At 71.3% G+C, this 22,312-nt stretch carries 24 protein-coding genes, 1 pseudogene and 1 riboswitch; of the genes and pseudogenes, 10 read left to right on the forward strand and 15 right to left on the reverse strand.

Annotated elements, in window-relative coordinates:
* Positions 1-186 precede the first annotated feature (186 nt).
* A pseudogene (locus tag QH290_RS22315) lies at positions 187-483 on the forward strand (M24 family metallopeptidase); the annotation flags it as partial.
* An 18-nt stretch (positions 484-501) separates the two neighbouring features.
* Here QH290_RS22315 and QH290_RS22320 read toward each other — a convergent pair.
* Complete coding sequence (locus tag QH290_RS22320) at positions 502-909, reverse strand: PPOX class F420-dependent oxidoreductase (protein ID WP_280263181.1); 408 nt, start codon at positions 907-909, stop codon at positions 502-504.
* A gap of 69 nt (positions 910-978) precedes the next feature.
* Here QH290_RS22320 and dprE2 point away from each other — a divergent pair, with 69 nt between their 5' ends.
* The 3 genes from dprE2 to QH290_RS22335 all read left to right on the forward strand — a co-directional run bounded on the left by dprE2 (position 979) and on the right by QH290_RS22335 (position 3,873).
* A complete protein-coding gene (gene dprE2 / locus QH290_RS22325) occupies positions 979-1,740 on the forward strand; it encodes a decaprenylphospho-beta-D-erythro-pentofuranosid-2-ulose 2-reductase (protein ID WP_280384891.1) in 762 nt (253 codons plus the stop codon).
* Between the two features lie 103 nt (positions 1,741-1,843).
* Positions 1,844-3,097 (forward strand): precorrin-6y C5,15-methyltransferase (decarboxylating) subunit CbiE, encoded by a 1,254-nt coding sequence (gene cbiE, locus QH290_RS22330; protein WP_280384893.1) that lies wholly within the window; start codon positions 1,844-1,846, stop codon positions 3,095-3,097.
* Positions 3,094-3,873: a cobalt-precorrin-6A reductase gene (locus QH290_RS22335; RefSeq protein ID WP_280384895.1), complete on the forward strand. Its 780-nt coding sequence runs from the start codon at positions 3,094-3,096 to the stop codon at positions 3,871-3,873. Before cbiE ends, QH290_RS22335 begins: the two co-directional genes overlap by 4 nt.
* Here QH290_RS22335 and QH290_RS22340 read toward each other — a convergent pair.
* The 4 genes from QH290_RS22340 to QH290_RS22355 all read right to left on the reverse strand — a co-directional run bounded on the left by QH290_RS22340 (position 3,864) and on the right by QH290_RS22355 (position 7,385).
* Positions 3,864-4,409 carry a PadR family transcriptional regulator gene (locus QH290_RS22340; protein ID WP_280263172.1) on the reverse strand — a complete coding sequence of 182 codons (546 nt, stop codon included), beginning with the start codon at positions 4,407-4,409 and terminating at the stop codon, positions 3,864-3,866. The genes QH290_RS22335 and QH290_RS22340 overlap by 10 nt on opposite strands.
* Positions 4,410-4,566: 157 nt before the next feature.
* Entirely contained in the window at positions 4,567-6,246 is a 1,680-nt protein-coding gene (locus QH290_RS22345; RefSeq protein ID WP_280384897.1) for a precorrin-2 C(20)-methyltransferase, read from the reverse strand.
* Positions 6,243-6,878 (reverse strand): precorrin-8X methylmutase, encoded by a 636-nt coding sequence (locus QH290_RS22350; RefSeq protein WP_280263169.1) that lies wholly within the window; start codon positions 6,876-6,878, stop codon positions 6,243-6,245. Before QH290_RS22350 ends, QH290_RS22345 begins: the two co-directional genes overlap by 4 nt.
* Positions 6,879-6,947: 69 nt before the next feature.
* Positions 6,948-7,385 carry an Lrp/AsnC family transcriptional regulator gene (locus tag QH290_RS22355; RefSeq protein WP_280263168.1) on the reverse strand — a complete coding sequence of 146 codons (438 nt, stop codon included), beginning with the start codon at positions 7,383-7,385 and terminating at the stop codon, positions 6,948-6,950.
* Between the two features lie 128 nt (positions 7,386-7,513).
* Between QH290_RS22355 and ddaH the strand changes: the two genes are divergently transcribed.
* On the forward strand, positions 7,514-8,383 hold the full coding sequence (gene ddaH / locus QH290_RS22360; protein WP_280384899.1) for a dimethylargininase: 870 nt from the start codon (positions 7,514-7,516) through the stop codon (positions 8,381-8,383).
* 133 nt (positions 8,384-8,516) lie between these two features.
* On the opposite strand, the gene cobG is transcribed toward ddaH, so the two are convergent.
* Genes cobG through QH290_RS22380 form a run of 4 tightly spaced genes read right to left on the reverse strand, consistent with a single transcriptional unit; the run spans position 8,517 to position 10,625 of the window.
* Positions 8,517-9,749, reverse strand: a complete 1,233-nt coding sequence (gene cobG / locus QH290_RS22365) for a precorrin-3B synthase (protein ID WP_280384901.1) — start codon at positions 9,747-9,749, stop codon at positions 8,517-8,519.
* Positions 9,750-9,774: 25 nt separating this feature from the next.
* Positions 9,775-10,038 carry a hypothetical protein gene (locus QH290_RS22370; protein ID WP_280263162.1) on the reverse strand — a complete coding sequence of 88 codons (264 nt, stop codon included), beginning with the start codon at positions 10,036-10,038 and terminating at the stop codon, positions 9,775-9,777.
* 4 nt (positions 10,039-10,042) lie between these two features.
* Positions 10,043-10,372 carry a hypothetical protein gene (locus tag QH290_RS22375; protein ID WP_280384903.1) on the reverse strand — a complete coding sequence of 110 codons (330 nt, stop codon included), beginning with the start codon at positions 10,370-10,372 and terminating at the stop codon, positions 10,043-10,045.
* A gap of 4 nt (positions 10,373-10,376) precedes the next feature.
* Positions 10,377-10,625 (reverse strand): hypothetical protein, encoded by a 249-nt coding sequence (locus QH290_RS22380; RefSeq protein ID WP_280263158.1) that lies wholly within the window; start codon positions 10,623-10,625, stop codon positions 10,377-10,379.
* A gap of 185 nt (positions 10,626-10,810) precedes the next feature.
* A riboswitch (adenosylcobalamin-variant (AdoCbl-variant) riboswitch) is annotated at positions 10,811-10,886 on the forward strand.
* A 41-nt stretch (positions 10,887-10,927) separates the two neighbouring features.
* Here QH290_RS22380 and cobN point away from each other — a divergent pair.
* Both cobN and QH290_RS22390 read left to right on the forward strand, forming a co-directional pair.
* Positions 10,928-14,551 carry a cobaltochelatase subunit CobN gene (cobN, locus tag QH290_RS22385; protein WP_280384905.1) on the forward strand — a complete coding sequence of 1,208 codons (3,624 nt, stop codon included), beginning with the start codon at positions 10,928-10,930 and terminating at the stop codon, positions 14,549-14,551.
* A 234-nt stretch (positions 14,552-14,785) separates the two neighbouring features.
* The gene (locus QH290_RS22390; RefSeq protein ID WP_280263154.1) at positions 14,786-15,325 is read left to right on the forward strand and encodes a DUF8020 domain-containing protein; all 540 of its coding nucleotides are present in this window, start codon (positions 14,786-14,788) and stop codon (positions 15,323-15,325) included.
* An 81-nt stretch (positions 15,326-15,406) separates the two neighbouring features.
* On the opposite strand, the gene QH290_RS22395 is transcribed toward QH290_RS22390, so the two are convergent.
* Positions 15,407-15,790, reverse strand: coding sequence for a PPOX class F420-dependent oxidoreductase (locus tag QH290_RS22395; RefSeq protein ID WP_280384907.1), 384 nt, complete (start codon positions 15,788-15,790; stop codon positions 15,407-15,409).
* A gap of 39 nt (positions 15,791-15,829) precedes the next feature.
* On the reverse strand, positions 15,830-16,393 hold the full coding sequence (locus tag QH290_RS22400) for a PadR family transcriptional regulator (RefSeq protein WP_280263150.1): 564 nt from the start codon (positions 16,391-16,393) through the stop codon (positions 15,830-15,832).
* Positions 16,394-16,507: 114 nt separating this feature from the next.
* Between QH290_RS22400 and QH290_RS22405 the strand changes: the two genes are divergently transcribed.
* Positions 16,508-17,203 carry a VOC family protein gene (locus QH290_RS22405; protein WP_280384909.1) on the forward strand — a complete coding sequence of 232 codons (696 nt, stop codon included), beginning with the start codon at positions 16,508-16,510 and terminating at the stop codon, positions 17,201-17,203.
* Positions 17,204-17,205: 2 nt separating this feature from the next.
* On the opposite strand, the gene map is transcribed toward QH290_RS22405, so the two are convergent.
* On the reverse strand, positions 17,206-17,973 hold the full coding sequence (gene map / locus QH290_RS22410; protein ID WP_280263146.1) for a type I methionyl aminopeptidase: 768 nt from the start codon (positions 17,971-17,973) through the stop codon (positions 17,206-17,208).
* A gap of 76 nt (positions 17,974-18,049) precedes the next feature.
* On the opposite strand from map, the gene QH290_RS22415 reads away from it, so the two are divergent.
* Entirely contained in the window at positions 18,050-18,313 is a 264-nt protein-coding gene (locus tag QH290_RS22415; RefSeq protein WP_280384911.1) for a helix-turn-helix transcriptional regulator, read from the forward strand.
* Between the two features lie 161 nt (positions 18,314-18,474).
* On the opposite strand, the gene QH290_RS22420 is transcribed toward QH290_RS22415, so the two are convergent.
* The 3 genes from QH290_RS22420 to QH290_RS22430 all read right to left on the reverse strand — a co-directional run bounded on the left by QH290_RS22420 (position 18,475) and on the right by QH290_RS22430 (position 21,855).
* Positions 18,475-19,404 carry a S1C family serine protease gene (locus QH290_RS22420; RefSeq protein ID WP_280384919.1) on the reverse strand — a complete coding sequence of 310 codons (930 nt, stop codon included), beginning with the start codon at positions 19,402-19,404 and terminating at the stop codon, positions 18,475-18,477.
* A gap of 489 nt (positions 19,405-19,893) precedes the next feature.
* Entirely contained in the window at positions 19,894-20,742 is an 849-nt protein-coding gene (locus QH290_RS22425) for an ESX secretion-associated protein EspG (RefSeq protein WP_280384913.1), read from the reverse strand.
* Entirely contained in the window at positions 20,743-21,855 is a 1,113-nt protein-coding gene (locus QH290_RS22430) for a TrbL/VirB6 family protein (protein ID WP_280384915.1), read from the reverse strand.
* Between the two features lie 146 nt (positions 21,856-22,001).
* Here QH290_RS22430 and QH290_RS22435 point away from each other — a divergent pair, with 146 nt between their 5' ends.
* The gene (locus tag QH290_RS22435) at positions 22,002-22,274 is read left to right on the forward strand and encodes a hypothetical protein (RefSeq protein WP_280384917.1); all 273 of its coding nucleotides are present in this window, start codon (positions 22,002-22,004) and stop codon (positions 22,272-22,274) included.
* Positions 22,275-22,312: the final 38 nt, after the last annotated feature.

The following is a 22,312-nucleotide window of genomic DNA, read 5'->3' on the forward strand; positions in this document are numbered from 1 at the left end:
CGGGAATTGAGTATCCACAATGCGCCGGAGCGATGCTGGACGCGGACCGCGCGCTCGCCCACTATCCGATCCAGCGTGTCCCGGCTCAGGCTCGTCTCGCCGTCGTGATAGCCGACGGCCCGAATCCACGCTCCCGCGGGCTCCGCCAATCGGCGCCGCCCCCTGCCGCCCCGGGGGGGGCCCCTGCGCCCGGGCGTCACGGCCGCATCCGTCGACGCCGCCGCGCGAAACCCGTTGACCGAGGCCGGTTTCGGGGACAAGTTCATCCACCGCACCGGCCACGGCATCGGCCTGTCGGTGCACGAGGAGCCCTACATCATGGTCGGCAACGACGTGGTGCTGCGGCCCGGCATGGCATTCAGCATCGAACCGGGCATCTATTTCGCCGGTGAGTGGGGCGCCCGCATCGAGGACATCGTGGTGGTCACCGAGGACGGCTGCGAGCCCATGAACAACCGACCCCACGGCCTCACGGTGGTCTGAGGGGCCGGGTGGTCGCGCTCAGGCCCGCAGCGTGCTGCTGGACAGGACGCGGGTGACGCGGATGGCGATGACGACGCGGTGCGGGTTTTCGCGGGGGGTGCGGTAGCGCAGCGCGTAGCGGTCTTCGGCGTCGGCTACCTCGGCGGGCGTGGTGAGCACCTCGGCGGGGCCCTCGAGGGTGAGCCAGCGCCTGCCGTCGACCTGACTCACGGCCGCGTATCCCGACCGGCGCACATTGCGGGCCTTCACCATGTGGTCGGAGGTGATGACCCGCGCGATGGCGGCCTCCGCGTCCCAGGTGAAGCCGACCGCCACCACGTGCGGGGTGCCGTCGGCGCGCAGCGTGGTCAGCGTCGCGAGGTGCCGCTCGGTCACGAACCCGAGTGCGGCGGGGGGTAGTTCGATCCGAGTGTCGGCGCTGGTCATGACCGCGACGGTAGCAAGGCGGGCCGCGTGCCGACGGCGGCACCCGGCCGGTTTGGCAGACTGTGGGCCATGGGTGTGCGAGGACACGATGTGGACGAGGGCGCGATCCTGCTGCTGGGCGGGCGCAGCGAAATGGGCCTCGAGATCGCCGAGCGGCTGGCGGCCGGGCGCGTGGTGGTCCTGGCGGCCCGGCGCAGCGGCGATCTGGACGCGCAGCAGTCCCGCCTCGAAGGGGCCGGTGCGACCGCCGTGCACCGCGTGGAATTCGACGCCGACGACCTGGCGAGCCATCAGCCGCTGCTGGAGAAGATCGCCGCCGACCACGGCCGCATCGGGGTGGCGGTGGTGGCCTTCGGCGTGCTCGGCGACCAGGCGCGTGCCGAACGCGACCCGGCGGCGGCGATCGCGGTCGCGCAGACCGATTACGTCGCGCAGATCAGCGTGCTCACGACGCTGGCGAATCTGCTGCGGGCGCAGGGCAGCGGGCAGCTCGCGGTGTTCAGCTCGGTGGCGGGCTTCCGGGTGCGTCGCGCCAACTATGTCTACGGCTCGGCCAAGGCCGGTCTCGACGGTTTCGCGAGCGGGCTCTCGGATGCGTTGCACGGCAGCGGGGTTCACCTGCTGCTGATCCGCTGCGGGTTCGTCATCGGGGCGATGACCGCGGGCATGGACCCGGCTCCGTTCTCGAGCACCCCCGACGAGGTAGCGCGGGCCGTGGTCACCGGCCTGCGGCGCCGCACGAGATATGTCTGGGTGCCCGGCATCCTGCGGGCGATGTATTTCGCGGCACGCTTCGTGCCGCAGGCGATCTGGCGGCGCCTGCCGCGATGAGCGCCGCATTCGAGCTCCGCGGCCCGGGCCTGTCGCAGTGTCGGGCCGGGTCGGCTCGGCGCACGACATCCGCGGGACGAGGGCGTCGCGGGGAGGGGGAGCGATGACGGCCGTGGCGGGAAAGATCCTGTGGCCGACCGGGACTCCTGTCGCGGTTGTCGGGATCGGGGCCGACGGGTGGGGTGGGCTCGGGGAATTGAGCCGTAGCGCGATCTCGGACGCGGAGGTGTTGTTCGGGTCGGCTCGGCAGCTGGAACTGGTGCCGGAGGAGGTGCACCAGCCGGAGCGGATGGCCTGGCCGTCGCCGCTGCTGCCCGCACTGCCGGATCTGCTTGCGGCGCACCGTGGTTCGCGGGTGTGCGTGCTGGCCAGCGGTGATCCGATGTTCTACGGGATCGGGGTGACGCTGGCGGAACTGGTGGGTCCGCAGGCGCTTCGGGTCCTGCCGCAGCCGTCGTCGGCGGCGCTGGCGTGCGCGCGGCTGGGCTGGGCGGTGGCCGACGTTCCCGTGGTGAGCGTCGTGGGCCGACGGCTCGAGACGGTGGTCCCGGAGCTGACCGATGGGCGCCGCATCCTGGTGCTCGCCCCCGACGCGGCCGCACCGGCCGAACTTGCGAAACTGCTGGCGCGCAACGGCTTCGGCGAGACGGCCCTCACCGTGCTGGAACAACTCGGCGGACCGGGCGAGCGCCGGGTGTCGGGTACCGCCGGGACATGGGACGAACCGCCCGGTGACCCACTGAACATCGTCGCCCTCGAGTGCGTCGCCGACCCGGACACCCCGCGCCTGACCCGGCTGCCCGGGCTGCCCGACGGGGTGTACGACGGGGACGGCCAGCTCACCAAGGCGGAGGTGCGAACGCTGGCCGTCGCCGCGCTCGCCCCGGCGCCCGGCGAACTGCTGTGGGATATCGGCGGCGGCTCGGGCACCATCGCCATCGAATGGTGCCGCACGCATCGCTCCTGCCGCGCGGTCACTTTCGAACGAGCCGAGCCGCGCCGACGGCAGATCGCCGAGAACGCAACGGCATTGGGCGTGCCCGGCATCGACGTCCGCGGCGAGGTGCTCGCCGAACTGGGCGACGGTGACTTCACCGAGCCCGACGCCGTCTTCCTGGGCGGCGGGCTCACCCAGCCCGGGGTGTTCGAAACCTGCTGGGCGCGACTGCGACCCGGCGGCCGGATGGTGGCGAACGCCGTGACCGCGGAGTCGGAGGCGCGGCTGCTGGAGTGGGCCGCCGACCACGGGGGAGCGTTGCGGAAATTCCAGGTGTACCGTGCCGAACCCCTGGGCGGATTCACCACGTGGCGGCCCCAGCTGCCGGTCGCCCAGTGGTCCGTCACCAAGGCCGCATGAACGGGAAGCGGGCGTCGCTGCCGAGCCCGGCAAAAGGTCTGAGGGTGCTGATTCTCGGCGGCACCCGGGAGGCGCGGGAGCTGGCCGAGACCGCCGGGCGCGAGCCGGGATTCGAGGTCGTGTCCTCGCTCGCCGGGCGGGTTCGCGCGCCCGTGCTGCCCGCCGGTCCGGTGCGTGTCGGCGGATTCGGTGGCACCGATGGCCTGCGAACCTGGTTGTCGGACAACGGTATCCAGGTGCTGGTGGACGCCACGCATCCGTTCGCCGCAACCATGACCGAGCACGCCACGGCGGCCGGGGCGAGTCTGGGCCTACCGGTGGTGCACCTGCGTCGCGCGGGATGGCGGGAGGCACCCGGCGACAGGTGGCTACGCGTCCCCGACCTGGCCGCCGCCGCGGAGACGGTGGCGCGCACCGGGACTCGGATATTCCTGACGATCGGCCGCCAGGGCGTCGGGGCGTTCGCGCACCTGAGCGGCCGGTGGTTCCTGATCCGCGCGATCGACCCGCCGTCCGGCCCCTGCCCCCCGGACCACGAGATGCTGCTCGCCCGTGGGCCTTTCACCGTCGCGGACGAGGCGCGCCTGCTGGCGGATCGCCGCATCGACGTGCTGGTCACCAAGGACAGCGGGGGTGAGCTGACCGCGGCCAAACTCACCGCCGCACGAGAGCGGCACATCCCGGTCGTGATGGTCGACCGCCCCCCGCTGCCCGCCGGTGCGCTGACGGTGGAAACCGCTGGGGCGGCGTGGGATTGGCTGCGCGCTCAGGCGTGATCGGCGACGGTCCGGCCCAGTAGCTCGGGCAGCCGGTCGAACCACTCCAGCACCGCGCGCTCGTAGCGGATCCCGAAATCCAGCGTGGCGCGCTCGCCTTGGGACCGCTCGTCGCCCAGCCCGTCGAGATATCCGGCCAGGCGCTGCTCGTGGATCTCCCGGTTGGCGGCGATGATCCGGTCCAGCCGCCCGGGCTCCACGAACTCCCCGAACGACAGCGTCAGCAGCAGCGGCACCCGGATGGTCTCGGCGCCGGGATCGCGGGCGATCCACTCGGCGAAGGCCTCCCGGCCCGCGTCGGTGAGGTGATACGGCGTCCGGTCCCGTGCGCCCGTCTCGCCCTTGCGCACCAGCCCGGCCTTGTCCATCGTCCCCAGCTCGCGATAGACCTGGCTCTGTGTGACGGTCCAGAAGTCCCCGATCCGATCCTGGGCGAGATTCACCAGATCCCACCCCGACATCGGCCCCTCGTGCAGAAACCCCAGCAGCGATGCCGCGGTCGAATTCAACCCCCGCTTCGGCGCGCCCTCGGCCACACCTGCCCCTTCCCACACATTGACCCTCTACATTGGAATATTAGCGGTGAATGCGCCCGGAGGCGCGACTCCCGCGCACAATGTGTCTGTGTACCCGCTGCGGACCGCGCCGGAACCCGCGCGCGGGCGGAGGCCGAGGTGTGCCCGAAGGACGCTGTCACCGCGTGGCGTAGCGGCGGGAGGTGAAGACGCGGGTGCCGGTGGGGGTGTCGAAGGCCGTCGTGGTCGAGGCGCCGACGATGAGCAGCGTGCGCATGTCGACCTCGGTGGGATCGAGCTCGGCCAGCGTGGTGACGCGGACCGATTCGGTGGGCCCGCCCACGTCGCGGCCGAGGACCACCGGGGTGTCCGGCTTGCGATGGTCGAGCATGAGGTCGCGCAGGGCGGCCACCTGCCAGGTGCGCTGCGAGGACGCCGGGTTGTACACGGCGACCGCCATATCGGCCGCGGCCACCGCCGACAGCCGCTGCGCCACCACCTCCCACGGCTTGAGCCGGTCCGACAGCGAGATCATCGCGAAGTCGTGACCGAGGGGTGCGCCGACCCGGGAGGCGACCGCGCTCGCCGCGGTCATGCCGGGCAGCACACGCACCGGGACATCGCGCCACCGCGGATCCGCCGACTCCTCCACGACCGCCGCGGCCATGGCGAACACGCCGGGATCGCCGGAGGAGACGACGACCACCCGCCCGCCGCGCCGCGCGAGATCCAGCGCCATGGCGGCCCGTTCGGACTCCACCCGGTTGTCGCTGGCGTGCCGCCGCTGCCCGGGGGCTACCGGGACCCGGTCGACATACGTCGCGTAACCGACGATGTCGGTGGCCTCGGCCAGTGCCCGGGCGACCTCCGGGGTGGTCCACTCGGGCGCACCGGGGCCCAGTCCTACGACCACCACCTCGCCGGAGACCGGCACCGGCAGGGACGAAACCTCCTGCGGCCCATCGAGTGCGGGGTCGACGGCCGCCGGAGCCGAAGCGCCGGTGCCGATCTCGGCCGCCACCGACTCGGTGGGCGAGGGTGCGGGCGTGCCCGCGGGCGCCTGCGCGCCGAGGTCGTCGGCATCGCGGTGGGTCAGCGGGATGTCGGTGGTCGGCTCGGGGCCGGGCACGACGGCGATGGCGAAGTAGGGGACCTCGGCGTCGTCGACGTCGGCGGCGCGCAGGATGCGCTGGCGGCCGGTGCTGGCCCGTTCGACGTAGTAGGCGTCGGCGAGGCGTCCGGACTCCGAGAGTGCCCGGCGCACAGCGGGATACGTGCGGCCCAGCTTCATCACGGCGGCCGCCTCGGAGTCGGCGAGCCGGCGTGCGAGCCGGTCGGCGGGCAGGGTGCCGGGCAGCACCGTGAGCACCTGCTCGCCCTCGACCAGCGGGGTGCCCAGCGCGGCCGCGGCGGCGCTGACCGAGGTGATGCCGGGGACGATCTCGGCCTCGAAGCGCCCGGCCAGGCGGCGGTGCATGTGCATGTAGGAGCTGTAGAACAGGGGGTCGCCCGCGGCCAGCAGGGCCACCGTGCGCCCGGCCGCCAGATGCCGGGCGAGGGTGGCGGCCGCCTGCTCGTAGAACTCGTCGATGGCGCCCTGATACCCGCCGGGATGCGCGGTGGTCTCGGTGGTGACCGGATAGATCAGGTGTTCTTCGAGCTGTCCGGGCCGCATGTACGGCGCGGCGATGCCGCGGGAGATGCTGCGCCCGTGCCGGGCGCTGTGGAAGGCGATCACGTCGGCCGCGCCGATGAGCCGCGCCGCCTTCACCGTCACCAGCTCCGGGTCACCCGGACCCAGTCCGATGCCCCACAGCTTCCCGGCCCCGGCCGGAGTCGTCGCGCCCGAATCGGTCATTCCTGTTCGCTCGCAATCGCATTGAGCGCGGCGGCGGTGATGGCGCTGCCGCCGCGGCGCCCGTGCACCGTCAGATACTCGACGCCGCCGTGGTCGGCCAGCGCCCGCTTGGATTCGGCGGCGCCGACGAACCCGACCGGAATACCGAGCACCGCGGCGGGGCGGGGCGCGCCCGCGTCGAGCATGTCGAGCAGATGGAACAGCGCGGTGGGGGCATTGCCGACGGCGACCACCGCACCACCCAGCCGATCGCGCCAGAGTTCCAGTGCCGCGGCCGATCTCGTGTTCCCCATGGTCTGCGCCAGTTCCGGCACCCGGGGATCGTTCAGCAGGCAGAGCACCTCGTTGTCCGCGGGCAGCCGTCGGCGCGTGACGCCCGCGGCCACCATGGTCGCATCGCACAGGATCGGCGCCCCCGCGCGCAACGCGGCGCGCGCCCGCGCGACCACCTCGGGGCTGTGGCCCACGTCGGCGGCGAGGTCGACCTGGCCGCACGCGTGGATCATGCGCACCACCACCTGCGCGACATCGGCCGGGAACCGGTCCAGTTCGGCCTCGGCGCGGATGGTCGCGAACGAGCGCCGATAGATCTCGGGCCCGTCGGTGAGGTAGGTGGTGCGTACGTCGGACATGGCCTCCACCCTAAGCGGCGGTCCGTGCGCCCGCGGGGCCACCCTGGCCGGTCGGCCCGGTCCCGGAGATCAGGTTCGCGGCCGCTCGAGCAGCCGGGACATCACGATGCTGCTGCGGGTGCGGCCGACGCGGGCGTTCTCCCGGATCCGCTCGACGGTCGATTCGATCTCCGCCATATCGGTCGCCATGACGTGCACGAGCGCGTCGGCCTCTCCGGCGATGGTCCAGACGCCGACGACCTGCGGGATCGGCTCGAGCCCGCGGCGCAGTTCTGCGGGGGAGATGTTGTCCCGGTAGTACACCTCGACGTAGGCCTCGGTCTTCCAGCCCAGCGCCGCCGGATTGACCAGCGCGGTGAATCCGGTGATCTGCCCGCCCGCGACCATCTTGTCGACGCGCCGTTTCACCGCGGGCGCCGACAGCCCGACGGCCGCGCCGATCTCCTGGAACGAGGCCCGGGCCTGCCGCAGCAGGTGGGCGAGGATGCGGCGGTCGAGCTCGTCCACGATGCCTCCTCGAAGCAATGATTCGCCGACAACTGGAGATCTCACGCAACGAATCGATATTCCGAGCGCAACACTACGCCCCTTATCGTCGTTTCAAGTCGCGTGATCGCCGATCCCGAGGAGACCCGTTGACCTCCGTCACCGCCATGCACGCGCCCGCCGCCCGCCGCTGCACACCGCGCCGCTTCCTGATGTGCCGCCCGGACCATTTCGACGTGCGCTATGCGATCAACCCGTGGATGGACGTCGCCGCCCCGGTGGATCGCGCCCGCGCGCTCGCGCAGTGGGAGTCGCTGCGGGCGGCATTCGAGCGGTGCGGTCACCGTGTCGACGTGATCGCCGCCGAGCCGGATCTGCCCGATATGGTGTTCGCCGCCAACGGCGGCCTGGTGATCGGGGATCGCGCGCTGGCGGCGCGGTTCGCGAATGCGGAGCGGTGGGCGGAGGGCCCGGCGTATCACCGCTGGCTGAGCGCTCAGGGGCTGGCGCGGGTCGCGGCGGCCGCCGAAATCAACGAGGGCGAGGGCGATTTCGCGGTCGTCGGCGACCGGGTGTTGGCCGGGACCGGGTTCCGCAGCTCGCGGGCGGCGCACCGGGAGGTGGCGGAGTTCTTCGACCTGCCGGTGGTGTCGCTGCGCCTGGTGGATCCGCACTTCTACCATCTCGACACGGCCCTGATGGTTCTCGACGGCACCATCGCCTACTACCCGCCCGCGTTCGACGCGGCGAGCGTGCGGATGCTGGCGCGGCTGTATCCGGATGCGATCGTCGCCACCGCGGCCGATGCCCACGTGCTCGGCCTCAACGGCGTCTGCGACGGTCACCACGTATTCCTGAGCGACCGCGCCACCGCACTGGCCGACCAACTACGCGCTCGCGGCTACGACCCGATCGGCATCGACCTGTCGGAACTGCTGAAGGCCGGTGGCAGCGTCAAATGCTGCACCCTCGAACTGCATTCCGAGCGGGCGGCACGCGAGGAGGCGGCCGCCGGTTGACCACCGGGCGAAAGTCCGTGGCATGCAGGTGATTCCGAGCGGAGCTGACCATCAATTCCTGGTGTGGCAGCGGCCGGGCCCAGGACGGCGGTGGGACCGTGGGATCGGGCGCCCGTGGTGGAACCGGTGGTGGTCAGCGGGTTCGGTGGTGCGCGGGGGTGATGCGATAGCCGCCGGGTGCGGCGACGATATCGGTGAGCGCCCCGCGCGGGCGGCCGCAGCGACGCTCGCAGCCGGACCAGTGCTGGCGACCCGCGACCTCGACGGCATCGGCCGCGAGACCGCTGTGTGCGTCGGTGCCGTCCGAAAGCGTGAGCCCGCCGTTCGGGTCCGAGTCGGAAGGACCGGCCGCGACCCGGCCCGTGGCGACCGCGGCGGCGGCATCGGCGCGAACATCGGTGCGGGACTTGGCACATCCGGGTTTGCCCGCACAGGCGGTGACCAGCAGCCACGGCGAGTTCGCGTCGAAGATCAGGCCCATGGGCGCGAGCACGCGGACCACCTGTTCGGCGGGCGACTCGCCGAGATCGGCGACCACCAGGCTGCGCCACGGCGTGACGATGATCGGATGATCCACGGCGGCAACGAATTCGGCGGTGCGCGCCGGCAGGCTGCCCAGCGGGACGCCCGCGCCGAGCGCGACCCGGCCGTCGGACTGGGTGAGCCAGCCGATCGGAATATCGTGGCTCGCAACGAATTCCAGCGGCCGCGCCGTGGCGTCGAGACCGAGCCGCGCCGCCACCCGGGCGGGCCCGTCGTCGATCTCGTGCAGCCGCCACTGCTCGCCGCGCAGCTCCTGGAACGCGTGCGCCGCCGCGAGCAGGGCGTCGAGGGCATCGGCGCCCGGCACCCGGATACCGCTGTCGCGACCGCCCAGCACCAGGGCATACTCGTCCGCGCCGACGGCATGCACGCCGATATCGCCGCCGAGGCCGCTGACATCGCCGCGCCCGTCGTCGAGGGTGAACAACACCCGCCCCGGCAGCTCGGCGAGCCCCGGAGCCGCCCGCAACCGCGCGTCCAGCTCGGGAACCAGCGCGTGCACATCGGTCCACCCGCCCACCCGGCCCGACAGCGGCGAGGCGATGATATTGCGCACCCGCTCGTGCGTGGGACTGGGCAGCAGGCCCGCGGCCTCGAGCCGCGCCGCCAGCGCGTCCGCGTCGTGCATCCGCCGCAGCTGCACATTGCCGCGCGAGGTCAGTTCGATATCGCCGTTGCCGAGTTCGCGCGCCGCCTCGGCGAGGGCGCGCAGCTGGTCCGGGAGCAGCACACCGCCGGGCAGCCGGATTCGTGCCAGCGGTCCGTCGGCGGCCTGATGCAGCCGCAGGACGCCGGGACAGGAATCGGGTGCGGAACGAGTCATGATGTCTTCAGACTACGATCCGTTCTCAGAGCAGGTGCGGGGTCTCGTGCCCCTCGACGTGGTCGCGGCGCACGGTCGTGCCCACGATCCCGATGCCCAGACCGATGGCGATCAGGAATATCACCGCCCAGAAGATCGCCCAGCCGTCGTCGGCGCGTCCCGCCGAGGTGAGTCCGATCCCGAGCGAGGCGAAGGCCAGCAGCAGACAGACGTAGCCCGTCCAGGCGGCGAACCGGTTTCGCTTGACCCAGCGCGGCGCGGGTCCGGTGTGGTGGGGTGCGGTCGACACGATGTCAGCCCTCCGATCCGGTCGGCCGGGCGGCGATCCGCGGGGCCGGGCCTCGCTGATGGGCGAAGGTCGGTGTGTGCTCCCAGCAATCGTTGAGCAGACTCGGCGCCGCGTGCCGATCGGCGTGATCGCGGTGCACGGTGGTGCCGTACAGGGTGAGCCCGATGATCACCGTCGCGGTGCAGATGCCGCCGGACAGCAGCGCCCAGCCCTGGTGGCCGCTGCCCGCGGCGGTCAGTGCCATGGCCAGCGTCGCGAAGGCGACCAGCACGCCGAAGTAGCTCAACCAGGCGACGACACGATTACGTCGGACCCAGCTCGGGGTTGTCGGCATACGATCAGCGTCCTCTCTCGTCGGCCCCGCCGCGGGTACGGCCCTTCCACGGCGGAATCGGAACGTAGCTGTCGTCCAACAGATGTGGGCGCTCGTGGTGGTCGGCGCGATCGCGGCGGTTGGTCGTCTGGAAGACGAGCAGACCGAAGATCGCGACCGCCGCACACACGCCCGCGGCGATCAGCAGCAGATCGTGGCGGTCTCCTGCAGCTGCCGCCAGCGCCATGGCCAGCAATGCGACGGCAACCATCATGCAAACAATTCCTGACCAGGCGGCGAAGCGATTCCGCCTGGCCCATCCCGGGGAGTTCGGCATATTCCGAGCGTACGCCGCTGTGCCGGGGCGGAAAATGGTGAAACAGCAGGTCGTTGTCAGTTCGATGCACAGCTCCCGTGGTCCGCTCCGGTGGTGGGCGACCGGCGCGGTAGCATCCGGGGGCTCGCGCAGCACGAGGAAACCGGTGCAATTCCGGTGCGGTCGCGCCACTGTGACAGTCAGACCCTCCTGGCGAGCGCCAACTCCCTGATGGGCGCGTCACCCGAGGAAGGCCGAACGTGATTCTGCTGCTGTCCACCTCCGATACCGACCTGCTGTCCGCCCGCGCCAGCGGCGCCGACTACCGCCTGGCCAATCCGGCCCGGTTGCTGATCGACGACCTTCCCGGTGTGCTCGAGGGCGCCGATCTGGTGGTGGTCCGCATCCTCGGCGGGCGCCGCGCCTGGGAGGCGGGGCTCGACGCGCTGCGCGCCAGCGGAATTCCGGTGGTGGCGCTCGGCGGCGAGATGGCGCCCGACGCCGAGCTGATGGAGTGCTCGACCGTGCCCGGTGGTGTCGCGGCCGACGCGCACAACTATCTGGCCGCCGGTGGCCCCGCGAATCTGCGCCAGCTGCACAACTTCCTGTCCGATACGGTGCTGCTCACCGGGCACGGCTTCGAGCCGCCGGTGGAGCTGCCCAGCTGGGGTGAGCTGCAGCGCGACGCGCGGGTGGTGGACGGCCCGCGGGTGGCGGTGCTGTATTACCGGGCCCAGCATCTGGCCGGGAACACCGCCTACGTCGATGCGCTGTGCACCGCGATCGAGAACGCGGGCGGGCGGCCGCTGCCGCTGTACTGCGCCTCGCTGCGCACCGCGGAGCCGGAACTGATCGACACCCTGCGCGGCGCCGACGCACTCGTGGTCACGGTGCTCGCGGCCGGTGGCACCAAACCCGCGACGGCGTCCGCGGGCGGCGACGACGAGGCCTGGGACATCGGCGAACTGGCCGAGCTGGACGTGCCGATCCTGCAGGGCCTGTGCCTGACCAGCGGCCGCGCGCAATGGGAGGCCAACGACGACGGGCTGTCGCCGCTGGACGTGGCCACCCAGGTGGCGGTGCCGGAATTCGACGGCCGCATCATCACGGTGCCGTTCTCGTTCAAGGAATTCGACGCCGACGGCCTGTCGGCCTACGTCCCGGACCCGGAGCGCGCGGCGCGGGTGGCGGGTCTGGCTGTGCGGCACGCGCGGTTGCGGCACCTGCCCGCGGGGCGGCGGCGCATCGCGCTGATGCTGTCCGCGTACCCCACCAAACACGCGCGTATCGGCAATGCCGTGGGCCTGGACACCCCGGCGAGCGCCATCCGTTTGCTGACCGAGATGCGTTCGGCCGGTTACGATCTCGGCGACCCGGGCGAAATCCCCGGACTGGACGAGCGCGACGGCGATGCGTTGATCCACGCGCTCATCGCCGCGGGCGGCCAGGATCCGGACTGGCTGACCGCGGAACAGCTGGAGGGCAACCCGATTCGCATCGGCGCGGCCCGATACACCGCGTGGTTCGAGACCCTTCCCGAGGAACTGCGCACGGCGGTGATCGAGGCGTGGGGCCCGCCGCCCGGCGAACTGTACGTCGACCGCTCGGCCGATCCCGCCGGTGAGATCGTCATCGCCGCACTGCGTTTCGGCAATGTGGTGCTGATGGTGCAGCCGCCGCGCGGCTTCGGCGAGAATCCCGTGGCCATCTATCACGATCCGGATCTGCCCCCGAGCCACCACTATCTGGCGGCGTACCGGTGGATTTCGGCCCCGGACGGATTCGCGGCCGACGCCATGGTGCACCTGGGCAAGCACGGCAACCTGGAGTGGCTGCCCGGTAAGACCCTCGGGATGTCGGCCGCCTGCGCCACCGACGCGGCACTGGGCGACCTGCCGCTGATCTACCCGTTCCTGGTCAACGATCCGGGAGAGGGCACGCAGGCCAAGCGCCGCGCGCACGCCACCCTGGTCGACCACCTGATCCCGCCGATGGCGCGCGCCGAAACCTACGGCGACATCTCGCGTCTGGAGCAGCTGCTCGACGAGCACGCCAACATCTCCGCGCTCGATCCGGCGAAGCTGCCCGCCATCCGGCAGCAGATCTGGACGCTGATGCGGGCCGCGAAGCTGGATCACGACCTGGGTCTCGACGAGCGCCCGGACGAGGACGTCTTCGACGATATGCTGCTGCACGTCGACGGCTGGCTCTGCGAGATCAAGGATGTCCAGATCCGCGACGGCCTGCACGTGCTGGGGCAGGCGCCGGTGGGGGAGGGCGAGCTGGATCTGGTGCTGGCCATGCTGCGCGCACGGCAGCTGTGGGGCGGCGAGGTCGCGGTGCCGGGGCTGCGGGAGGCATTGGGGCTCAGCGAATCCGGAGACGAATCGCGGGAACGGGTGGACGCGGTGGAGACGCGCGCCCGGACGCTGCTGGCGGCGCTGCAGGGCGCGGACTGGGCGGCCGACGCGGTCGACGAGGTGCTCGATCGGTATGTCACGGTGGGCGAGCCCGTACCGGGTGGGGCCGCGGCCGACCGCATCGACACACTGCGGGCCGTCTTGCGTTTCGCGGCAACCGAAGTCGTGCCGCGGCTGCGGCAGACCGGGGTGGAGATCGAGCGGATCCTGCACGCGCTGGACGGCGGGTTCATCCCGGCCGGGCCGAGTGGTTCCCCGCTGCGTGGTCTGATCAACGTGCTGCCCACGGGCCGCAACTTCTACTCGGTCGACCCGAAGGCGGTACCGTCGCGGCTGGCGTGGGAAACCGGTCAGGCCATGGCGGATTCGCTGCTGCAGCGGTACCTGGCCGATCACGGCGCCTATCCGCGCTCGGTGGGCCTGTCGGTGTGGGGCACCTCGGCCATGCGGACCTCCGGTGACGATATCGCCGAAGTGCTTGCGCTGCTGGGTGTCCGGCCGGTGTGGGACGAGGCGAGCCGCCGCGTGACCGCGCTGGAACCGATCTCGCTCGACGAGCTGGGCCGTCCGCGCATCGACGTCACCGTGCGCATCTCCGGATTCTTCCGCGACGCCTTCCCGCACGTGCTGGCGCTGCTGGACGACGCGGTGCGGATGGTGGCGGCACTGGACGAACCGGAGGAGTCGAATTACGTACGGGCGCACGCGGAGTCGGATCTCGCCGGGCACGGCGACGAGCGGCGCGCGACGACGCGGATCTTCGGGTCCAAGCCGGGCACCTACGGCGCGGGCCTGCTGCAGCTGATCGACTCCAAGAGCTGGCGCACCGACGACGACCTGGCACAGGTGTACACGGCGTGGGGCGGCTACGCCTACGGCCGCGACCTCGACGGCGCCCCCGCGGCCGACGACATGCGCACGGCCTACCGGCGAATCGCGGTGGCGGCCAAGAACACCGACACCCGCGAGCACGATATCGCCGATTCCGACGACTACTTCCAGTACCACGGCGGCATGGTCGCGGCGGTGCGGGCGCTGACCGGCAGCAATCCGGAGGCCTATATCGGCGACAGCACCCGGCCCGATGCCGTGCGCACCCGCACGCTGTCGGAGGAGACCACCCGCGTATTCCGTGCGCGCGTGGTGAACCCGCGCTGGCTGGAGGCGATGCGCCGGCACGGCTACAAGGGCGCGTTCGAGATGGCGGCCACCGTCGACTACCTGTTCGGCTACGACGCCACCACCAACGTGGTCGCGGACTGGATGTATGAAAAGCTCTCCGAGAGTTACGTTTTCGACGACGTGAACCGCAAGTTCATGGAGCAGTCGAATCCGTGGGCGCTGCACGGGATCGCCGAGCGGCTGCTCGAGGCCGCCGAACGCAAGCTCTGGGAGCATCCGGAGCCGGAGACGCTCGACCGGTTGCGGCAGGTGTACCTGGAGACCGAGGGCGAACTCGAGTAGCGAGATCGGTGATAGCGGTTCCCCATGAAAGCTGGGGCTTGGTCCGAGTGTTCGATAAGAGCAGCATAAGAAATGTCGCGACAACCGTCCGGTCATGCGCCGGACGGTGGATAACGTTATCTCCGAGAACAATTCGACCACGAATCCGATTCGCAGTGCGGGCGATCTTGCCGATCGTGTGAGGAATTTCGTACGGCCGTTCGCGAATGGATTCTCCAGGCACAGGAATTGATCATGAGAATAGCCAAATTCGCTGCCACAGCTGTTCTGTCCGCTGCCGCGCTGGGAATCACGGGGGCCACCGCGAACGGTCAGGTGGGCGTCGCCGGGCCGTCGTTCAGCGGGGTCGACCAGGGCGTGGCCTACACCACCACCCTGGCCGAGGATCGGTCGGCGGTCAGTACCACGCTGGCCGCAGGCAAGTTCGAGGTCACGCCGGATGCCGTGGCGGTGTACGCGCCGAACGGTGCGCAGGTGGCCACGGTGCCGCTGGTGTACGAGGCGGCCGGTCGGCTCGAGCGCGTCGTCGCCGAAGTCGACGGTACCGCAACCACATTGACGGTACGGCCGGAGAACGCGGCCGATATCAGCGCGCCGACACCGCAGACGGAGGCGCTGAAGAATATCGGCAGCCCGGGCCAGATCGCCGGCGGTGCGGCGCTCGGCTGTGTGATCGGAATCGTGATCGGCATCTGGTTCTTCGGAGTCGGCGCGATTCTCGGCTGCATCGTCGGCGGGCTGATCGGTGGAGCGATCGGAGCGAACCAGCCGTGACGGGATACGCCGCCTGAGCTACGCCACGCGGCGTTTCGGTGATATGCGCCCCGGGCCGATATGTCCCGGGGCGCAGCCGTGTCAGCGACCGGCGGTGATCTCGATGCCGACGGTGCCCTGCCGCCCCCGGCGCAGCACGCTGCCGGTGACGATCAGCCAGCCCTGCACCGAATACTTGCGCTTGATCAGGCCGCGGACCCGCTCGCTGCCCGCGGCGTCGAGAACCCGTGCGGTGCCGTCGATCACGGCGCCGCGCGGCTTGCCGGTGGCGTTGCACGGCTGCAGCGTCACCGCGGAATCGCGGCGGATCCGCTTGACCTTCCAGCTGTCGGTCGCCGTCCAGACGTAGAGCCTGCTGTCGTCGAGCGCCGCCCAGACCGGGGTGGCCACCGCGCTACCGTTCTTGCGGAATGTGGTCAGCAGAACGTAATTCGCGGTGCCGACGGGGCCGAAGGGATTGTCCACCGTCACAGCCTAACCGTGGGCGCGGCCGATGCGCGATGGTCAGGACCGTGGGCCGTCGTCGGCCATGTGGTACTCACCGGCCTCGAGGCGGGACAGCAGCCGCCCTGTCCAGCCGGAGAAGTTGTCGAAGACTCCGCTCCACAGTTCGAGCAGGTCGGGGGAGTGGGGTGCGTCGTAGCGGCCGGGGAATTCGGGCACCATGGCGAGCAGACCGTCACGAATCTCGGTGGCGTAGCGGCGCTGCGCGGTCAGTAGCTCGATCACTCGCGCGCGCGGCAGGGCCTGCATGAACGCGATTCCGGCGCCGTGCTCCTCCATGTCCACGCTGGCGAGCGCCGCCTCGAGTCGCTCGAAGAACTCCGCTTCGCCCGCCTCGGTCACCTCGAACAGGGTGCGCCCGGGGCCCCGGCTGCTGTCCTCGGTGCGCACCGCCCGCAGCTTGCCCTCGGCGGTGAGCTGCTTGAGCGCGTGGTAGATCGACCCCGGCTGCACCGTGGTCCAGGTCTCGGCCCGCCACGACAGCAACTCCCGGCGCACCGCGTACCCGTAGGTCGGCTGATGCATCCGGATCACTCCCAGCACGAGCAGTCGCACGGCGGACACGGCGCTCCTTTCACGGGTTCACGCCATGCTATTCAAGTTTGACTTCCGCCGCCAATCGCGTCTACGCTGGGCTAATCAAATTTGATTACCAGGTGACGCGAAGGAGTGGACGGTATGGGCGCCACCTCGATTCCGCTGTTGTGGAGCGGTGATCTTCCGGTCACGCTCGATTTCTACCGGGCGCTCGGCTACACGGTGACCGACGAGCAGACCCGGCCCTACACCTACGCCGTGGTGACGCGCGACGGCTACGAGGTGCATTTCGGACCGACGCCGAAGGATGCGGGCAGCGCGGAGGAGGCTCATGTGGGCTGCCTGGTGCTGATCGATGACGCCGCGGGATGGCACAGGGAGTTCAGCGAGGGTCTGCGCGAGCGCTACGGCCGCGTGCCGGGGCGCGGGACACCGCGCATCACCCGGTTCCGGCCCGGGCAGACGCGGTTCACCGTCGTCGACCCGGCCGGAAATTCGATCATCTACATCGAGCACGACGAACCGGATATCGAATACGGCGGTTCGCGCGATCTCGAGGGTCTCGCGCGGGTGCTCGACAACGCCCGGATCCTGCGGGATTTCAAGGGCAACGACGAGATGGCGGTGACGGTGCTCGAGGTGGGGCTGCGCCGGTTCGCCCGCACCGCGACGCCGCTCGAGCGCGGCCGCGCGCTGGCGATGCTCGCGGATCTGCATGAGACGACGGGCGATTCGGCGCGGGCCGCCGAGCGTCGCGGGGAACTCGCGGCGCTGGAGCTCTCGCGCGCCGATCGCGATCTGATCGCTGCGGAGTATCCGGGCGTGCCGGAGCCCTGAGTTCAGGCCGCCAGGGTGAGGACCCGCGGGCCGTCCTCGGTGACCGCGACGGTGTGCTCGGAATGCGCGGTGCGCGAACCGTCGGCCGAGCGCAGCGTCCAGCCGTCCGGATCGACGATGATGCGGTCGGTGGTGCGGGCGAACCACGGCTCGAGGGCGATGGTCAGGCCCGGCCGCAGTGTCATGCCGCGGCCGGGCCTGCCGTCGTTGGATACGTGCGGATCCTCGTGCATGGTGCGGCCCAGGCCGTGGCCGCCGAATTCGGTGTTGACGGGATAGCCGTAGGAGCGCGCGACGGCGGCGATGGCCGCGGAGATATCGCCGATCCGGTTGCCCGGCACCGCCGCCGCGATGGCCGCGGCCAATGCCTCCTCGGTGGCGCGCACCAGGCGGCTGTCCTGCTCGTCGGCCGTGCCGACGATGACCGTCGTCGCCGAGTCGGCCACCCAGCCGTCGATGCTCACGGCGAGGTCGGCGGTCAGCACGTCGCCGTCGCGCAGCGTGTAGTCGAACGGAAGGCCGTGCAGGACGGCGTCGTTCACCGACAGGCAGACGGTGTTGCGGAACGGGCCGCGACCGAACGAGGGCGCGTAATCCCAGTAGCAGGAGACGGCGCCGCGCTCGCGAATCCGTTGCCGGACATGTAGTTCCAGGTCCAGCAGATTCACGCCCACGCGGGCCCGCTCGCGCAGCTCGGCCAGGACCTCGGCGACGAACTGCCCGGTGACGCGCATGCGCTCGATCTCGGCGGGTGTCTTCAACTCGACCACGTGCTACCTCCAGTTGGTATTTTAATACCGACCGTAGCAGTTGCGGTATTTGTATACCAGTCGTAGTCTGGCCCGCATGGTTCGCCTGCCCCTCACGCCCGCCCAGGTCGAGGCCGGTCGCCGCCTCGGCGCCCACCTGCGTGCCGCGCGGGGCGGGCGGGAGCTCGCGGCGGTGGCCCGCGACGCCGGTATCTCCCCGGAGACGCTGCGCAAGATCGAATCGGGCCGCCTGCCCAGTCCGGCCTTCGGCACCGTGGTCGGCCTGAGCCGCGCGCTGGGTGTCCCGCTGCAGGACCTGGCCGACATCTGGCAGTCCGCGACCCTGGCCGCCTCGGCCTGAGGTAGTCGTCGCCGTCGGGACGTGCTGCGGGTCATGGCGTTTCGGTGGCGGAATCGCGGGTTGTCCGACGAATTCCGGCGAGACAGGCGAGAGTCCGACCAATGCCGGGCGGTCACCGGTTCGAGGGCCGAGACCAGCGATTCGGGCGCTGTCGACGGGGATCAGTCGGGCGTGAGTTCGATGGGGACGGCGAGGACGTCGACCATGGCGCCGTTGCGCAGCACCGTGACCGGGAGCGAGCGGCCGATGGCTTCGGCGAACAGGTGGCGCTGAATGCCCTGGGCGTCACGGATTTCCGCTCGGTTCACGCTCAGGATCAGGTCGCCGCGGCGCAGTCCGGCCCGATCGGCGGGACCGCCCCGGACGACCTCGACGATGCGCAGAGCGCCGCGACGGCCGGTGCGGGCGGCCACGGCGGCGGGTAGCGGTGCGGGGACGCCGACGACTCCGAGGTAGGCGCGGCGCACCCGGCCGTCGGCGAGCAGCGTGCTGATGATGCGGCGCGTGGTGGCGTTGATCGGGATCGCCAGTCCCACACCGATTCCGGCCACCGCCGTGTTGACGCCGACCACTCGACCGGCCGAATCCGACAGTGCCCCACCGGAATTGCCGGGGTTGAGCGCCGCGTCGGTCTGGATGACGTCCTCGATCACCCGGGCGGTGCGGCGGGTGCCGACCGGGACGGCGCGGCCGAGCGCGCTCACCACGCCCGCGGTCACCGACCCCGCCAGCCCCAGCGGACTGCCCACGGCCACCACCAGCTGTCCCACCACCAGGGCGTCGGCGTCGCCGAGTGCCGCGGCCGTCGGCGCACCGTTACGCGACCGGAGCACGGCCAAGTCCGACAGCGGGTCGACGCCGACCACATCGAAGCGGGCCTCGCTGCCGTCGGCGAACACGATCGTCCCGGAGTGCGCCGACCCGACCACATGCGCGTTGGTCAGCAGAAACCCGTCATCGGTGAAGACCACCGCCGATCCGCCGCCGCGCCGCGTCTGCACGCTCGCGACATGCGGCGTGACCGCCCGAGCCACCGCGATCACGGTCCTGGAGTACGCATCGAGCGCGGCGGCATCGCCGGGCCCGCCCAGCACGTCATCGACCCCACGGCGCAATTCACCCTCGCCCTCCGAACCCGCCTGCCCGCCATTCGGATCGGCTCGCCCGGGCTCCGCGTTTGCCTGCCCGGTGCTCGGATCCGCTTGCCTGGCGCCCGGATTCGTTCGCCCGGCCTCCAGGTTCGCCTGTCGGGCGTCCGAACCCGCCGATTCGGCGTCGTCTCCGACCCACGCGATCGATTCGTCGTCCACGACGATCACCCGCTTACATGATTACAATGCTGCCTCCAGCATGCGCTCGCCTCGCCTGCCGCGCCGGTCGTGTTCGCCGCGAGCGCAATCGCGAAAAGCCCGCAGCGGCAGCGAGCAGTGGGTGCGGGCGCCGAATCGGCCACCCGGGTTACCCGTCGATCACCCTCGCCGACAACATCAACGCGAAACTGGCGAGCATGAAAATCGGGCGTTGCGTCGGACGGCACGGCCGACGCGAAGCGCTGAGAGTCTTCGGCAGCGCAAGAGGTCTCACGCGGTCGGTGGTGTCGGGTTCCGGGCGGATTCCCGGGTGGGGTGGGGCAGGGCGTCGACTACGCGCTGGCGGGCGAATTCGCCGAGGTCCTCGACGTACTCGCGGTATTCGAGCAGGGCGTGGTCGAGGAGGCGGGTGATCGCGCCGCGTACCGAGGCGGCGTCGGCGGGGCGGACGGTGAGGGTGCGGCTGCCGGTTTCCATGTAGCGGCCGTCGTCGTCGATGTCGTACCAGCGCATCGTGCCGACCTTGCGCGGGGAGCGCAGGCCCTGGCGGCGCGGACCGCGGAAGACCGTGATCACCCCGGCGCCGCCGGCCGGGCGCCGGACCAGGCGGCGATACCGCTGCAGCGGTGTGGATTCGCCGGTGTAGCGCAGGATCGGCTGACGCTCGGGATAGAGGTCGGCGGCGGCGAACGCTTCCGCGGCCCGGGTGCCCGGCGACTGCTCCGGCAGCAGCATGGCCAGCCGGTCCGGTAGCCGGTCGGCGGCGGTGATGGACACCTCGATCCGCGATCGCCGGGTGAACTGCATCGCCAGCGCGGCATGCCGGTCGTGCCGGGCTGCGGCGACCCGGATCGGACCGGCCTGCTGCGATACCCCGTGGATCTCCGCCCAGACCTCCGGATCGGTGAGCACCGCGAAGGCCCGGCGCAGCAGGTCGGCCTCGTTCCAGCTCAGCCTGCCCTGTTCGGAGTACTCGTGCCGGATCTGCGCCCAGTGCCGGTCGCGCTCGTTGACGTGGCCGAACTGGGACAGATAATGCAGCGGGTACAGCATGCGGTCGTTCGCGGGCCCGTACCACAGGGCCGCGAATTGCTCTTCGTCGAACGACCAGGATGCCATCTATGCACCTATCACGGGCGGAACATTCCGATACCGGTCCGGGCTCCGACCCTGTCCGGTTGGTGGGTTGCCGGGGCGGGATTCGGCTGCGCCGGATTCGGTCGCGTCCGAGACCGCCCCGGTGTCGTCGTGCACAGGTCCTTCTCCGCCGGTGCCGACCGGGGGAGCGTCCGAACCATCCGGTGGATCGGATCGGACGGTGGTCTCCGATCCGGCATCGGCGCCCGATGCGAGACGAGCCGCAGGGGCCTCGCCGCCGATGATACGGGTGTACGCGGCCTCGGCCCGCGATCCGACGGTGTCCGCATCGAACGAGCGGGTGCCGACCGCCGATCCTGCGAGACGGTTGCCGGGCAGGTCACCGAGGCCGGGAGCCGTACCGCCCGAAGGGGATTCACGGCCGCCGAGTGGCGATGCCGCCAGGCCGGTAGCCGCCTCGAACGCGCCGGATCGCGACGCGTCGCCATCGAGATGAGCTGCGGCCGTAGCGTGGCCGCCCACCGCCCAGTCGCTCGTGGAATGGGCGTCGTTTCCGTCGCCAGGCGTCCTGTCGTCGCCGTGCCGCGCCTGGCTCTTTTCGGAACGGACGTGGTTGCTGTCGCCGGATGCCCGACTGTCGCCGGGTTGCGCGCGGTTTTCCGCGGAATGGACGTGGTTGCCAGGTGTCTGGCTCTCGCCGGGTAGTGCGTGGCTGTCGGCGAAGTTCGTGCTGTTGTTGTCTACGGGCGCCTCGGCATCGGGGTGTGTCTGGTCGGTAGAACGGGCAGGGATGAGAAGGGCCTCGACGTCGCCCGATGTCGCGTCGCCGAGCGGGTGGAGGGGGGCCGCTCCGCTGTCGAGGGGACCGGCGTCGGGATTGTCGTCGAGGTCCGATTCCGCTGGGGCGGTGCGGGATTCGTGATGCTGGTCGAAACGTGGGGCGCGGTGATCTCGGTCGCCCTGATAGCGCATCCGAGGACGCGGTACCGCGGTGTCCGGTGTGTCGGCGAGGGCGTCGGCGGCCGCGGCGCCGATGGCGGTGCCGCCCGCGGTGGTGAAAGGGGTCAGGTCGGGCGGCGGGGCCGGGGCGGGCGGCACGACCATCGGTTCCCGCGGTGCCGGTGCGCTCGGCATGGGCGGCGGCGCAGGAGGATTCGGCGTCGGCGCGGGTCCATGAGGAACGGGCCCGGGCGGCACGGACGGCGCAGGTTTGAGCAGGGGCGCGTTCGGAGTCGGCGCGCCCGCTCCGGGCGCCGGAGCAGCCGGACTCGCTCCAGCAGGTGCGCCCGGGGGGAGGGTACCCGGCGCGGGCGCACCTGGGGTGGGTGCGGCTGGTGCAGGCGTGCTCGGGGCAGGTCCGCCTGGGATGGGTGCACTCGGGGCAGGCGTGCCCGGAACTGGCGCGCCTGGGGCAGGTAGGCCCGGCGCCGGTGCGGTCGGGAGTGGTGCGCCTGGTGCCGGTGTGGCCGGGGGTGGTGTGCCTGGTGCTGGGGCGGCCGGGGGTGGTGCGCCTGGTCCGGGTGGGAGTCCGGCGGTACCTGGTGGGGGGATGACGGGTGGGGCGGGTGGGATCGGTGTGTGTGGGCCTGCG

It is taken from the genome of Nocardia wallacei (genome assembly GCF_029869545.1).
In the GTDB taxonomy this organism is placed as follows: Bacteria; Actinomycetota; Actinomycetes; order Mycobacteriales; family Mycobacteriaceae; genus Nocardia; species Nocardia wallacei_A.